We start from the raw sequence: 13,312 nt of genomic DNA, 5'->3' as shown, positions 1-13,312 counted from the left end.
TCAGCTCGGCATCTGGAAGTTATACGAGTTGTTTCCGATGTTGTAGCCGGACGCAGTCGAAGCGCTCGGTGCGCCATACAACGTAGATCCGCCACTCGGCGCGGCCGCTGTCGGAAACAGCTTGTTGAGCAGGTAGCCGCTTTGAAGCCCATTCACGGCCCCGGAAAGTCCGCTGTTGATTGCGTTGGCCGAACCAACGGTGCCGGCCGCCGACGCCGCCGCGCCTGACGTAATCGCGTTAGCAACGTTGCCTGCCGCCTGGGCGCCCATCGCGCCCGTCATGGCCGATGCGTTCTGACCGTTCCCGACGACGCCCAGCAGTCGATTTACCGCATCGCTCGCGATCCCGTAGTTCGTGCCGAAATTGCTCAGCGCGTTGCCGCGATTCGTGTTGTACGTCGCGAGACTGCGATTGAAGGTGTCACCGTACGTCGAATCCGCCAGACCGGTCGCATACGCCTCGGCTCCCTTCATCGCGGCACCGGACGCGCCGAGTCCGCGGGCAGATGCGCTGTTCTGCGCTGCCTTCAACCCTTGGTCAAGCGTGAACTGGTAGCCAGGCGTCGCGGCTGCCTCGGCGGCTGTCGGCGCCGTGAAGTCGCCGTAGCTGAAGACCGAGGACAGAAGCGGATTCTGCAGCGCCGTGCGCAACTGCGGAATGAAGCTGGAACCGAGATCCCGATACGGCGCGAGATCGTCACGCGTCTGCTGGTACTGCTTCCACTGGAGATCTGCAGCGCGATTCGCGGCATCGGCCTGCGTCTGAGCTGCATCGCCAGCTGCATCGCTTCCCAGAACGCCTCCAACAAGCGATACCGCACCTCCAACCAGACTACCGATGTCCTCGAAGCGCCCATTCGCGGGGCCGCCAAACGGATCACCCATCGGGTGCTCGATCATCCATGCGCGGTATCTCATACCGTTGCCTCACAGGTCATGTGTACCACTCCATCCACTTCCGACGTCCGGCGAAACCCAAGCCGCGCGCAGAAATTCAACCCGGCCAAATTCGACGCCCTGACGGTCGTCTCGGCTCGGCCATATCGCTCGATCACACCGCCAAGCTCCTGACGGATAAACGAACGCGAGGCCCAGAGTCGGCGGCCGGCGGGCAGCACCGAGATATGGATTTCCGGGCCATCGATCGCAACCACCCCGACGATTTCATCGTCGTGCAGAACCGGATGCAGATCGAAGCGCGCCATCAGCTCCGAAACCGCAGCATGGTCCACTGGAAACTGCTCGCGTAGCACCTCCAGCACGATCGATTCGAGATGGCCGCAATCGCTCACGATGCGTCAGCCTCCGCGCCGGTGACCGTCAGCGTGACGCCGTTTCCGTCAGCGAACAGCGAAGACGGGTTGACGATCTTCAGATTCAAAATATCGGTAAGCGGCAGCGACTTTCCGGCCGGTACCGATACCTGGTGCACGCGCGTCGTGTCGCCGGCAGCACCAGCGTTCGGCACGAGATAGATGTTCACGACGACCGGCGCCGCGGTCGGGTTCCAGGCATTCGCGGAATGCACCGCGCCCTGCTTGCCGGCCGCTGGCGCATATACGGATGCTGCAGCGCCAGCGAGCACGGATTGGGTGAGAGTCTTCCAGTTGACGGCCATGGTCACGCCTCGATGAGTTTGCGAATATCGTCCGGCGCGCGCGGCGCGGCAGGCACAGGTTCAGGTAGTTGCGACGCGGCACGTGTGGGTACCGCGACGGGGTCAGGCAGCACACCGGCAGCCGCGCGTGCGGGCATCGGGACGGGCATGCTGATCACAAACGCTTCGAGCATCGCAACGCGCTGCAGCAGCGCTGCGAGCACCGCCGTGGTCGTATCCGAATTGAGCAGCATTTCGAGCTCGTCGACCCTGGCCTTCAGCGCCGCCGTATCGATGCCGGGTGCGTCCCCCGTGCGCCGATACTGCGTGAGCATGAATTCAAGCCATGCCCGGTTCCAGCGCCCATCGGGTTGCAGCGGTAATACGTCGGCGCTCGGAAATGGTGAGCGCATGTCGAGTTTCTTCGCCATCACGCCTCCCCGACCGCTTTGAGGTAGAAGCCATTCAGGGCGGTCTTCACCTTCGTCGACCACGACACCTCGAAAATGCGCCCCATGCCCTTGTCGGTCCCGAGAGCGTTGAACTGCGCACGACGACCGAACTCGCCGCGCGCGCCGAGGCCGCGCGATACCGGCGTGCCCCATGTCCGGCCACGGGTATCGGACCAGCGCAGTCGCACCTGCGGCTCCGGATCATTCACGCCGGCGTGCCCGACTTCCATATCCATGATCAACCGGTCGTAGGTGATCAGATCGCCCTCATTACCGATGTTCGGCCATGACCGAAGGTGCAGCCTGTCCTTTCCGTCGTCGTCGAACGCGTCGAGCGACAGCTCATAGAGATTGCCGTTCTCCCAGTCACCGACAAGCTGGCGGCCGCGCCATTGTGCGAAGCATGAGCTGCGATGCCGATGCAGATCGCCTTCGTCGTCCATCCACAGGCGCTCATGCCATTGCTTCGTCGAAAGGTCGTAGCACCACGTCTTGTCGGCGGTCGGGAATGTCAGCACATAGAACATGTGGCCGTCCGCCTGATGCGTGTAGGCAATCGCATCGTCGAGACGCGGATACGTGCGCAGCTCGTCCGACAGGGCCGGTGTCGAGATCGCCAGCGCACTCATCTGATCGCTGCGGAACACAATGCCCTCGCCGCGGTCGCCGGCGCCAAGCCAGTACACCGACGTGTCAGCCGAAGCGATCGACGCGGCAGACTTGCACCCGTATTCGATGAACGTGCCGGGATACCGCGCGAACGCGAAATCCGACGCGCCAGCGTTGTACCAGACCTCCGTCGTCTTCTCTCCGAATACCCAGATAGTGCGATTCGCGACTTCGACCGCTACCGTCTTGTCGGAAGAACCGTTCTTGGCTGCGATATCGAGCGGATCGAACGTCTCGGACAGGGCGCCGCTCGCATAGAATTGACGGGTTCCCGGTTGGTTGAATAGGAGGAAATCGTCAATCAGCGCAACGCGGTTCGATCCGTAGAACGCCTCGCCGCCGATTTTGCTGAAATCGTGATTCGACAGGTCAAGCTGGTAGCCGATCGACGAGCCGTCGACGATCACGAGGAACAGGCTGTTGTCGCGCATGCTCACCGGGCCGACATCGGTCTGCAGCGTCCCTCGCTCAGTGAACGACCAGTCGACGTCCACCGTATACAACTTCGACGCGACGACGGCGTACAGTTCTCCGTTCGAGGCCGAATAGAGGCCGCGGAACCCGCGCAGGGGTGCGACACCGCGGCGAATCAAGCCAGGCGTCGGGTAGTGCGTGACCGGGAATTCGGAGTCCGCCGGGTTCTGCTCGGCGTACAGATTCACGCATCGCTGATTCGCCGCGATGACGCTGCGCGACTGATATGCACCGGTCGTGAGTGCGCCCTTCATGCCGGCCACCCTTGGCCGTATCGCCAGCCGTAATCATTGCCATCCGGCCATCCGCAACGGCGGTCGTTGTGCACGACCATCACACCGTGCGCGAGCGTGGTGCGCTTCCCAGTCGCGTCGTCCATGTAGATGCGATACGGCAGGCGGCCGCACGCGTCCTTCGTGCTGTCAGGCACGAACACGAACGCCGATTCCGGCTCGCCGGGCGCCGCGATGGCGAGCGGCGGATACGCGCATTCGGCGACCTTGAACGTCAACGTGTAGCCAGTCAGGTCGACCGGATCGACCGAATCTTCGGAATCGGTCTGATAGACATCGAGCAGCACGCGGAAATCATCCCCCGCAGCGACCGCGAAATCGCGTTCCTGTGCGGGTTGATCCAGTGCTACTGCGAATTTCATGTCCATCAGAAATACTCCTGTTTGACCGGCTCGCCAGAGGTCGGCGCCTTCGTCAGCGCGGTAATTTCGCGCTCACCCCACGTCCACCACATCGGATCAGCCGCCTTCCCGAACTCCGGTGCCGTCAGGAACGAAGCCATCAGAACATACGGTTCCTCAGCACCCTCCGGGATGGTCTGGATCGTCCAGCGAACCCGGTCGTCCTTGCGCACCGATGCATGCACGGCGCGCAGTTTCTGCTTAGCGACCAGCAGATCCTCGGCGTCGGCCACCTGCCCCGTCCCGAGCACCCTGATCTTCTTCAGCACCCGGTTTGCCAGATCCGTCTGCGTCGCGGCCATCACCTTCCCCTTGTGCGGCCGGTGCCGCGTTCGCGAGCGCCGCTTCGAGTTCGGCGATTCGCGCATATGCTTCGTTCAGCTCGGCGCCGCGCGCCGCGTATGCCTCGATCAAATCGCCATGCGCGGTCTGCAGCGCGGCATGCGCATCGATCGTCTGTGTCAGCGATGCGACCGGCGCGGGCGCGCGCGCCGCTATTTCGACCGGCTCGACGCCTTCGACCTCGAAGTGCGGATTCGCGAGCAGCTTTCGCGCCGGCGCATCGTCCATGTCGACCCACTCGCCCAGCGCCAGCGCGACGCCTGCGAAATGCGTGCCGCGCCGGTGCTCTTCGCCGCTCGGATCCCCGATAAATCTCACCTTCGCCATATCAGCCTCGTCAGTTCGGGGCGACCACCGCGGCCGCCCCATGAGCCGCTTACGCGTTCGGCGGCAGGAAGAGCACGTGCAGCGTCACCATCCCGGCCGTCGCGCCGGTTGCCGGTGCCGCGCGGACGTTCACGTCGATCGTGTCGTCCTGCGTGAGCGTCAGCGGCTGCGCAGTCGCTGCCGAAGCACGCGCGACGCCGCCAGCCTGCGCGACGGTCGATGCTGCGATGAAGTGCTGCACGTCGTCGCCGGTCCCGACGTCGAGCGTGATCGTCGGTGCTGCATTCGTGTCGAGATCGGTCGTCACGAGCATCACGTCGATGACGGTCGAGCCCTTCGACAGCAGCGGCCCTTGCAGGACGTCGTTCAGCGCAAGAGCGGCAGTCAGCGCGTACTGCGCGGTCGCGCACTTCAGGCTCGATGCGTCACCGACGCCTACCTTCGTGTTCGATCGCCCGGCGAGCGGGCTCATCAGTTTGGTTGCCATGTCGTTCCCCTATCGGTTCAGGAGGAAGCGCCGCGCGGGCGGCGCCACCCAGATGCGATCAGCGCGTTATGCGTCGGCGACAGCCGCGGCGTAGACCGTGACCAGGCCGTGCTGCACGAGGTCGGCCGTGTCGTCGGGGCCCTTGCCGAACAGCAGCTTTTCGATGCCGCGAATCTCCTGCACGCCGACGCCGGTCCGGAACCCGTAATCGCGCACGTCCGTCGTGGATTTCGTGCGCTGTGCCCATGCGACGCCAACAGCCTGCGCACCGCAGAGGAAGTTCGCACCGACGTCGATGCCGCCCGCGCCGACGCCCGACAGCACGCCGATTTCCGGGATCTCGCGGATGATCACACCGTCCCATACCAGCGAACCGCCCGTGAACAGTGGATTGCTGTTCATGCCGTTGCCTTCGCGCGCGCGCGCTTCGCGGTTCGCTTGTTGCATCGCCGGATCGTTTTGCAGATCGCGGAATGCGAGCGAGTTCGCGAACATCACGTACCACTCCTCGTCCTCGTTCAGGCGGATCGGCTTGATTGCGGGCGACGCGAGCTGCGCGCGGCGCTTCGCCAGGCTGATCATCGCAGTCGACAGCTTGTCGGCCGTGTTGTCGATGTTCGCCAGCGACGCGGAATGGTCATTGCCCACGTTGTTGCCGACGGCGGCGCCGAACAGCACGCGATCAGCGTTATCGGCGAGCCACGCATCCTTTTGGGCTTCCGTCGCCGCGGCATACATCACGCCATTGATCGAATACAGCGCGTCGATCGTCTGGTTGCGCATCTTTTCCATGGCCCACAGCTTCAGCGCGGTCTTGCCGGCGTTGCGCAGGTCGATCGCCGACTTCTGGTCATCCCAGTCGGTGACGACGACAGCGTTTCGCACCGGGTTGACGGTGACGGCCATCGAGCGCGAGTCGAGCTCTTCTTCGTTGCCCTCGAGCACCTGGTTGCCGGTAACGCCTTGGCCGCGCAGCTTGCGCACGTTCGCGAACGTCACGCGGTCGCCCGGCTTGCGGGTCAGGTCATCCTTGAGCTGGATGATCGAGTTTTCGTCCGTGCCCATGTAGCGCAGGAAGCGCGATTGGCGGACGTACTCCATGAAGAACTGGTCGTCCCATTGCTGGGGGGTAAGCCCTGCGCGGGCAGTGGTTTCAGCCATTTTTCAGCCTCATCGTTTCAGAATGTCAGTGAGCGCGGTCGGGCCGGTCCACGCCTGCGCGGTGCGCGGCGCGGCGGATCGAGCCGTCGCAAGGGATTTCGGAATCACGGGGGCGGCCGGCGCGGCCGCGGCGACAGGTTGTGCAGACGATGCCGCGCCCTGCTGCTGCAGCTCGGCGAGGATCTCGTCGCGAACCTTCTGGCGGTACGCCGCCGGGTCGCTGCCGATCTCGCTCATTGCCTGAATCCGCTTCGCCTGGTCGAACATGAATTGCCACGGGTGCCGCTGTTGAGCGAGCTGCGCACCGAGCGCGGGGTTTTCCTGCACGGCCTTCTGGAACACCTCGAGCGCGCTGTCGACGTCGGCGTCGCCGTGCTGCTGGCGGACCATCATTTCCGACATGTTCATGCGCTCGTTGAGCAGCGCGTTCTCATAGGTCAGCGTGGCCGGCGCCGGTTGCTGCTGTTGCTGGCTCGACTGCTGCTGACCATTCGATGCGCGCAGGTGCTTCAGTTCCTCCTCGAAGCGGATCGCCTTTTCCTTCCAGTCCTGGCGGCCCTTTCGCTCTTCCTCCAGCGCCTTCAACGGGACCATCGGAGCCTGTTCGGATGCCGGCGGCGCATCGGTTTGCGCGGCCGCACCAGCATCGCCAGCAACATCAGCCGGCGGCGTCTGGTCGGTCGGCTCGCCCGTGCGAGGCTGATCACCGTCTGCCGGCGCGGCGACTTGCGGCTGCTGCGCATCACTCGGCGGCGTATCGGCGGATTCCCCGCTCAGAACCTGATCCAAACTCGTTCCCATCTTCAGCTCTCCAACACGCCCGATTCGACCCGGCGGCAGTCGTAACGCCCGTATCCCCGGCGGCAGGTCATGCGTAATCCGTAACCATCGGCGGCCGCTGCGCGTCAGCGATGTTGCGCACGGCCTCCGTTTGAATTCGCCCCGTCTCCGCGTCGAGCTTGCGGATCTTCGCGGCCTGCTCGAGCTGGTCGAGCGTCGACGGGCTGTCCGGTGCTGCGGGTGCGGCGCCGCTCGGCTGTCCGGCTTCGACCATCGTGCGCTGCGCCTCGGCGTTCGCCTTGTTGGCCTGCGCGGTCGTCTTCTGTACGTTCGCTTGCTGCTGCGCCATACCGATCTGTTGCGCCTGCTGCTGCCCCTGAGCACGAGCAGCGCGACCTTGCTCGAGCTTCTCGAGCAATTCGTCTTTGTTCCGGAGCTGCGACGCCGCGATGAGCACCTCCGGCGGAATCGGATCGCCGGCCTGCGCGAGAGCCGGCGCGAGCTGCGCCAGCATCTGGAACTGCTCGGCCTGCACGTTCGCGACGTCCGGACCTTCCTCGATCGTGATGTCGACGTCGAGGCCGCCGATGTCGTTGTCGACGCGGACGACCTGATTCAGCCGCGGATCGCCCGGCTGCAGCCCGAGCTGCTGCGCCATTGCGGTGGCTTCGTCCGGAGCCAGCTCGCCGAGCGCGTCGGCAAGCGTCACTTGGCGATTCAGCCCAACCCACCGCGTGTTCTTCTCGTCGTCGGTGACGCGGATCCACTTCTCGCTCGTCCAGAACTGGCGGATGCGCAGCCACGTCGCCTCGTAGACCTGCTTCGTCCACTGGCGCAGGTCGTCGATGATCGGCTCGACCTCGATCGCACCGCCCGCCTGCTGCGCCTGGATTGCGCGTCCCGACTGGATGCGCGGATCCTTGCCGGCCATTGCCGCATTCGGGCCGCTGGCCTGCAGCTCGGCCGTCGCGTGCTGCATTAGCTGCATCTGCGACGCCGCCATGTCGCCCGTCGGCAGAATGCCGAAGTCCTCGCCGAACTTGCCGGCGGCCTGCACTTCGAGGTGCCCGTCGGGGCGCGCGAGCTGGCGCTTCGCCGCGTCGACGTCGTTGATCGCCTGCGCATTGCCGAACGTCTGCCGCACGGACATGAGGTGCAGCGCCTTCGACCGGCGCTTGTTCACCTCGTCCTGCAGCGAGATCATGTCGCGCACGTGGCCGTAGCGCTGGTTCTCGCGGTCCACGTAGGCAGAGCGCAGAATCAGCGAGCACGCCGGTTTGCCGTCGCGGCCGATGTACGGCGACGGCATCGGGTCGGTGAGATAGCCGCCCTTCGTGAACGTCGCGATGAACCAGACGCCGTCCTGAATCCAGTGGCATTGCACGATGCGCACGCGCGTGCGCCGGTTGTCGGCCCAGCGCAGATATTTCGGTCGGTCGTCGTACGTATCGGAGATCGATACCGACGAGAGCGTGTACTCGATCTCTTCCTGTCGGTCCGGGAAGGTATCGAGCGCCTCGTCGCGGTCCATCCAGATCACGACGCCGAGATAGCGCGCGTCGCTGAAATCCTTCTGCCGGCTGTACGGATCGAACCAGATGCGATCCCAGGGAATTCGCGTGATGTCGACGTCGTAGCCTTCCGGGCCTTCGACGACTGTCACGTCGGCGCCCCCGTAACCTTCGATCAGCATGTCTTCGTAGACGTCCGAGCGAGTCACGTCGAAGTCGTTCTGGTCGGCCACGTAGCGGAGCGAATCCGTCGCGGCCTCGGCGAGCTGGTCTTCATGCGGCGTACGCGGGAATGCCTTCGGGTCGCTGCGCATCCGGCGCTCGAAGCCGCGGAGGTATTCGACCTTGCGCTTGACGTAGTTGACGGTGAGCGCGGGCTGGCCGCGCTTCGCCAACGTGTCGAGCTCGGCACGCGTCCACTGCTGCCCGTCGTAGTAATCGCGATCACGCTCGGAGCGCTTCCGCGCGTCGTATGTCATGTCCTCGGCTTCTTCGAAGCGGCGGCAAAGCACCGACACATCCGGCACGCGGTATTCCTGCACCTCGACGATTGCGACCGGAGCGGCCGTCATGCTGTCCGCCATGACCCCTCCGCATCGCTGTCGAGCTTGTTGAACGCGCGATCCCAGCGATCGACCGGTTTCGGATCGGCCTTCACCGGCACGACCGCCGGATGCGCGTCGGCGATCGCGCGGCCGATCAGGCTGCCAGCGTCGACCTCATCGTCGTTCTTCCCGCTCGGGAACTTCACGTACTGCTCGATCACGTCGTCACCCTCCGGGCCCTCCGGGATCCACACACACCGGCTCGACGCCATCCCCTGGTACGACTGGGCTTTGATCAGCTTGTCCGCGCCATGCGGCGTGATCGGCTCAATGCGCACGAATTGCTTCTCCATGCGCATTGCGGCGGTCACGAAGCCCTCGACCGACTTCCAGTTGTTGTCGTCCTCGGGAAACCAGGCGAGTGGGCGATACTTCCGAATCAAGCCAGTGCGGCGATCCTTCGGCTCGATCTCGCGGCGCTTGGCGGCTTCGACGTTGCCGACGATCTCGGCCGTCAGCTTGTCCATCGTCATCTGCTCGCGGAACCCGTCGACCATGTAGACGTTGCTCTGCGCATCGACGCCCCACACCCGCACACAGGCAAAGTCGGACGACGACTTGCCGGCCGGCGCGTGGTCGCTCGTGATGTAGTAGTTGAGGCGCGCGGGCAAATTTCCGTGTCGGTACCGACGGAACCATCCACGCTGGAAATACGTGCCCTCGGCGGGCGCCGGCTTCTGCTGATACAGCGACGACCAGGTGCGCGGGTTCTTCTTGAACGGCTCCCAGTGCGCGAGGCTGAACCATTCCGGCCACAGCGTCTCGCCGATTTGGCGGCCGAGCGGATCGTCGAGACGGTCGGCGATCGCCGGCAGGCAGATGACGTACCAGCGCCGGCCGTCGCGGCCGTCGATCCATCCTGACTCGCCATCCCAGCCTTCCGGCAGGATGCGGCCCGCGACGTCGTCTTCGTGCCAGCGCGTCTGGATGAGAACCTGTGGCGCGCCCGGGATCAGGCGCGAGCAGAAGTCGTCGACGTACGCTTCCCACGTCCGCTTGCGGATCGTTTCCGATTCCGCCTCGGCGCGGCCCGCGATCGGGTCGTCGAGCACGCCGAGCGCACCGCGGTTGCCGGTCAGGCCAGAAAGCAGACCGCCGGCCATGAATTCCGAGCCGTTCGTCAGCGTCCACTGGTGCGCGGCACGGTTGTCGCCCATCAGGCCAACATCGATCAGGCGCGCGAACGACTCCGATCGCACGAGCTGCCGCGCGCGGCGCCCCTGCTTCATCGCGATCTCGGTTGCGTAGCTGGCGAGAATTACGTTCCGGCGCACCTTGCGCGCCATGAACCATGGAATGAACACGATGTCGCTGTACGTGCTCTTCGCCGAGCCCGGCGGCATGAGCACCATGAGGTTCGGGATCGTGCCGTCGTCGATGCCCTGCAGCTTCTCGCAGAGCAGTTGGTGATGCGCGGCGAGCGAGCCGAGGCGCATCACCGAGAAGCGGTCTTCGTCCTCGGCGTCGGTGAGCGGCACGGTCGGGATGTCGACCAGGCAGGCGAAGTCAGGAAGGCTACGGCGGGCAAGCTCGCGCCGTGCTTCCTGTACGTCTGCGATGGTGAATTCCCGTGCGCCCATTCAGATCTTGATCGATGCCAGTATGCGGAGTTGTTCGGTCGTCAGCTTGCTCATGTCGACGGTGTTGTTCACTTCGATTGGGCCACCGTCCGGCCCGGAAATTTCGCCCCTCACTCGTTCGACGCTCCAGCCCATGATCTTCGCGATGCTGTCGAGCGCCGCGCGTTTGTCAGCCCACTTCACCTTGCTCGTCACGCCGATCTGAAAGCGATCCTTGCCGCTCCCCTCGAACTCCTCTAGCACTTCGAACGCAGCGAGCGATGCGGCTGCATCGTCATCGAGTTCCGGAACGCGTTTTAGCGTTCCATCCGCGTTGAAGAAGCTGCGCGGGTCAGCGAACGCGAGTCGGGCGTACTCCAACATGACTCGTTCACGGGTGATCTCGAACTTCTTCGCGAGCCGCTCGCGCGCCGCAGAGATAGCTTGCTGAACCCGCACATTCCCCAACAGTCTCGGCCCTTGCGTCTCGGCAGTCTTCGCGCTGTAGCCCGCGCGGATCGCCGCTTGTGTGGCGTTCATGTCGCGCAGGTATTCATCGACGAAAAGTGCCTGCTTCGGGGTGAGGTCTTTCTTAGCAGCCATGGTCCCGACAGACGTTCGAATGCAAATCGTTAGGCATGTGAAGTATCCGACAAAGTGCTAGACGAAATCTTGGCTAAATAGCGGTTTACGTAGCCGAGATTTCAGCTAAATTGAATTCGAAGTAGCCGATATCTCGGCTGCCTCGATGGGCCGCTCGAGCATCGTCGGCGCTTCGATCGGATCACGGCCGGTTTTCACCGACCAAGCGATCAGCAGGAGCGAGCCGACGGAATGCGACGGCTCGACGCCGTCGCGATAGCTCTGAAGCGAGCTGCGGGGGATCCGCGTCGTCATCGACAGCTTGTAGAGCGACGAGCCGCCATGACACAGGTCGGCGAGGACGCGGAACCAGTCGATTCGCAGATCAATCATGGCGGCATGCATCGTGGTCGCTCCCGTCAGAGTGCTTCGCGCAGCTGACGCGCGACATCGACCAGTTCGTCGCGCGCTTCGTGTTCGAGCGCCGCGAGCTTCCGCTCGAGCAGCGACAACCAGCAATGCGCGGTCGATGGCTCAACGGGTGAGACATCCGCCGCGATGTCGGCGTCGAGCAATGCATCCTGCACAGACGATGCAGTGTCGCTTGCGGATTGGCCGCCCGCAGGCGACGCAACGACGTTTCCCGCGTCAGCCACCGAGGCGCTTCCGGTATTCGTCGAGGACGCGCTGTCCAGCGGTGCATCCGCAGACGTCGAGTCCGCCGAGCCTGAAGAGGCTGACGTAAAGTCCTCCTCCCCGGCACCGCTTGCAGACTCCCCCCCCGTGGCCGTGCCAGCCTCCGCGATCTGATTGATCTGCATCGGCACGACGTTGCGAGCCTGAATCTCGGCCAACTGCTCCGGCGTCCAGTTCGGGTTGTCGGCCGGCTCGGTGCTGCTCGGTGCTGCGTTGATGTCGCTCATGGTGTGCTCCAAGTGGTGAAGGGGTTCGTGTCGTGCGTTATGCTGCGTCGTGCAGCCGCTGCTTCAACATATAGCCCTCGAGCGGCCAGATCTTAGCGATCGCGTTCTGCCGCGCGATCTTGCGGCCGATCTCCGCGTCGAAGTTCTCGGGCGACGCACATGCGCTCTCGCCGGTCACGGTGAACCCGTTGCGAAGCACCAGCACGCAGAAGGTGAGAAGCGAGAGCGGCGATCCGGGATGGCCGTCGAAGGGGAAAGCACCGGTCGCACCAGCGACGCCTTCACCAGCCGTGAAATACCACTCGCTCCTGACAGCAGCTTCGATATCGGCCGGTGTGATGCGGGGCGCCGTCTTCCCCTTCCGCTGGATCTCCTGCTCGATCGTTTCGTCGTCTCCGCGGGCGGCCGATTGAGTTGCCATGTTCATAAGGTTCTCCTGGTTGAAATAACTCGCGCCGCCATCGCAGCGCGCACCGGTTACTCGATGACGTACCAGTCTTGCGCGAGGCAGTCCGTCACACTCGGCACCCATGTGCTGATCCTGTCGTCGACGCCCTTCAGCGCGAAATAGGCGTTGTACGGAACGAGCGAACCGGCACCGAAATGCTCTTTCGCGGCGCCCGTCTGCACCGGATATGCCGCCGGCGGTACGAGGTACACGAACTGGCCCGATCCGTTCCAACCAGTGCGGGCGACACGCCGGCCGTGCCGCAGCCAGTTGAGGGCGAAACCGAAATCGCCCGAGGCGTGGCCGGCGTTGTTGGTGAGGCCGCCCGGCGAGTGCTCGTCGCGAAGCGCCTGGCGGGCCTGCTGGATACGTTTGAACGAATGCATGCCGATCTCCTAAAAATGCTGCCGCGACGTCATCCGCGCCGCACATGTGAGGGACTCACGTCCCATTCGAGATCGCCGCTCGCGAGGAACGCGGCAAGCGATCTCCTGTTCTCTCCCACCGTCGCCTCGACGCGATAGGTTCCGTCGGCATTCCAGCCGCGCGCCGTCGCGAAGATCCGGTACTTCTCGGGTAGGTCGACGTCAACGAAGATGAACGCGCCGCCCTTCCCGGGCTCGACCACCGGCCCAATCACGCGCCGCGCGAGGCATTCGAACTTTTCGTATCCGTCCGCCGATGCGAACGGAAGCGTCATG

18 protein-coding genes are annotated in these 13,312 nt (G+C 64.3%); all 18 read right to left on the bottom strand.

The window, feature by feature from the left end; genetic code table 11:
* On the bottom strand, nucleotides 1–918 hold the full coding sequence (locus CFB47_RS07535) for a hypothetical protein (RefSeq protein ID WP_143330814.1): 918 nt from the start codon (nucleotides 916–918) through the stop codon (nucleotides 1–3).
* Entirely contained in the window at nucleotides 915–1,292 is a 378-nt protein-coding gene (locus CFB47_RS40265; RefSeq protein ID WP_143330813.1) for a GNAT family N-acetyltransferase, read from the bottom strand. Before CFB47_RS40265 ends, CFB47_RS07535 begins: the two co-directional genes overlap by 4 nt.
* A complete protein-coding gene (locus tag CFB47_RS07530) occupies nucleotides 1,289–1,618 on the bottom strand; it encodes a hypothetical protein (RefSeq protein WP_089460812.1) in 330 nt (109 codons plus the stop codon). The genes CFB47_RS40265 and CFB47_RS07530 overlap by 4 nt, the downstream gene beginning before the upstream one ends.
* 2 nt (nucleotides 1,619–1,620) lie before the next feature.
* Nucleotides 1,621–2,028: a hypothetical protein gene (locus CFB47_RS07525; RefSeq protein ID WP_089460811.1), complete on the bottom strand. Its 408-nt coding sequence runs from the start codon at nucleotides 2,026–2,028 to the stop codon at nucleotides 1,621–1,623.
* On the bottom strand, nucleotides 2,028–3,446 hold the full coding sequence (locus CFB47_RS07520; protein ID WP_143330812.1) for a hypothetical protein: 1,419 nt from the start codon (nucleotides 3,444–3,446) through the stop codon (nucleotides 2,028–2,030). Before CFB47_RS07520 ends, CFB47_RS07525 begins: the two co-directional genes overlap by 1 nt.
* Nucleotides 3,443–3,853 carry a hypothetical protein gene (locus tag CFB47_RS07515; protein ID WP_089460809.1) on the bottom strand — a complete coding sequence of 137 codons (411 nt, stop codon included), beginning with the start codon at nucleotides 3,851–3,853 and terminating at the stop codon, nucleotides 3,443–3,445. The genes CFB47_RS07520 and CFB47_RS07515 overlap by 4 nt, the downstream gene beginning before the upstream one ends.
* On the bottom strand, nucleotides 3,853–4,188 hold the full coding sequence (locus tag CFB47_RS07510; protein ID WP_179258924.1) for a hypothetical protein: 336 nt from the start codon (nucleotides 4,186–4,188) through the stop codon (nucleotides 3,853–3,855). The genes CFB47_RS07515 and CFB47_RS07510 overlap by 1 nt, the downstream gene beginning before the upstream one ends.
* A 416-nt stretch (nucleotides 4,189–4,604) precedes the next feature.
* On the bottom strand, nucleotides 4,605–5,042 hold the full coding sequence (locus CFB47_RS07500; RefSeq protein ID WP_089460806.1) for a hypothetical protein: 438 nt from the start codon (nucleotides 5,040–5,042) through the stop codon (nucleotides 4,605–4,607).
* Nucleotides 5,043–5,108: 66 nt separating this feature from the next.
* Nucleotides 5,109–6,203 carry a N4-gp56 family major capsid protein gene (locus CFB47_RS07495; RefSeq protein ID WP_089460805.1) on the bottom strand — a complete coding sequence of 365 codons (1,095 nt, stop codon included), beginning with the start codon at nucleotides 6,201–6,203 and terminating at the stop codon, nucleotides 5,109–5,111.
* A 9-nt stretch (nucleotides 6,204–6,212) separates the two neighbouring features.
* Nucleotides 6,213–7,004: a hypothetical protein gene (locus CFB47_RS07490; protein WP_143330811.1), complete on the bottom strand. Its 792-nt coding sequence runs from the start codon at nucleotides 7,002–7,004 to the stop codon at nucleotides 6,213–6,215.
* A gap of 67 nt (nucleotides 7,005–7,071) precedes the next feature.
* Entirely contained in the window at nucleotides 7,072–9,078 is a 2,007-nt protein-coding gene (locus CFB47_RS07485) for a hypothetical protein (RefSeq protein WP_089460803.1), read from the bottom strand.
* Nucleotides 9,063–10,679 (bottom strand): hypothetical protein, encoded by a 1,617-nt coding sequence (locus CFB47_RS07480; RefSeq protein WP_089460802.1) that lies wholly within the window; start codon nucleotides 10,677–10,679, stop codon nucleotides 9,063–9,065. Before CFB47_RS07480 ends, CFB47_RS07485 begins: the two co-directional genes overlap by 16 nt.
* Entirely contained in the window at nucleotides 10,680–11,261 is a 582-nt protein-coding gene (locus CFB47_RS07475; protein WP_089460801.1) for a terminase small subunit, read from the bottom strand.
* A 105-nt stretch (nucleotides 11,262–11,366) separates the two neighbouring features.
* Nucleotides 11,367–11,645: a hypothetical protein gene (locus CFB47_RS07470; protein ID WP_089460800.1), complete on the bottom strand. Its 279-nt coding sequence runs from the start codon at nucleotides 11,643–11,645 to the stop codon at nucleotides 11,367–11,369.
* A gap of 14 nt (nucleotides 11,646–11,659) precedes the next feature.
* Nucleotides 11,660–12,163, bottom strand: coding sequence for a hypothetical protein (locus CFB47_RS07465; protein WP_089460799.1), 504 nt, complete (start codon nucleotides 12,161–12,163; stop codon nucleotides 11,660–11,662).
* A gap of 37 nt (nucleotides 12,164–12,200) precedes the next feature.
* A complete protein-coding gene (locus CFB47_RS07460; protein ID WP_089460798.1) occupies nucleotides 12,201–12,590 on the bottom strand; it encodes a Gp49 family protein in 390 nt (129 codons plus the stop codon).
* Nucleotides 12,591–12,640: 50 nt separating this feature from the next.
* Nucleotides 12,641–12,997 (bottom strand): DUF2829 domain-containing protein, encoded by a 357-nt coding sequence (locus CFB47_RS07455; protein ID WP_089460797.1) that lies wholly within the window; start codon nucleotides 12,995–12,997, stop codon nucleotides 12,641–12,643.
* Nucleotides 12,998–13,026: 29 nt separating this feature from the next.
* Nucleotides 13,027–13,311 (bottom strand): hypothetical protein, encoded by a 285-nt coding sequence (locus CFB47_RS07450; RefSeq protein ID WP_143330810.1) that lies wholly within the window; start codon nucleotides 13,309–13,311, stop codon nucleotides 13,027–13,029.
* Between the last annotated feature and the right edge of the window lies 1 nt (nucleotide 13,312).

Origin of the sequence: Burkholderia sp. AU27893 (genome assembly GCF_002223205.1) — a bacterium.
GTDB lineage: Bacteria > Pseudomonadota > Gammaproteobacteria > Burkholderiales > Burkholderiaceae > Burkholderia.
The sequence above is the reverse complement of the archived record's forward strand: the minus strand, read 5'-3'. Positions and strand labels throughout refer to the sequence as shown.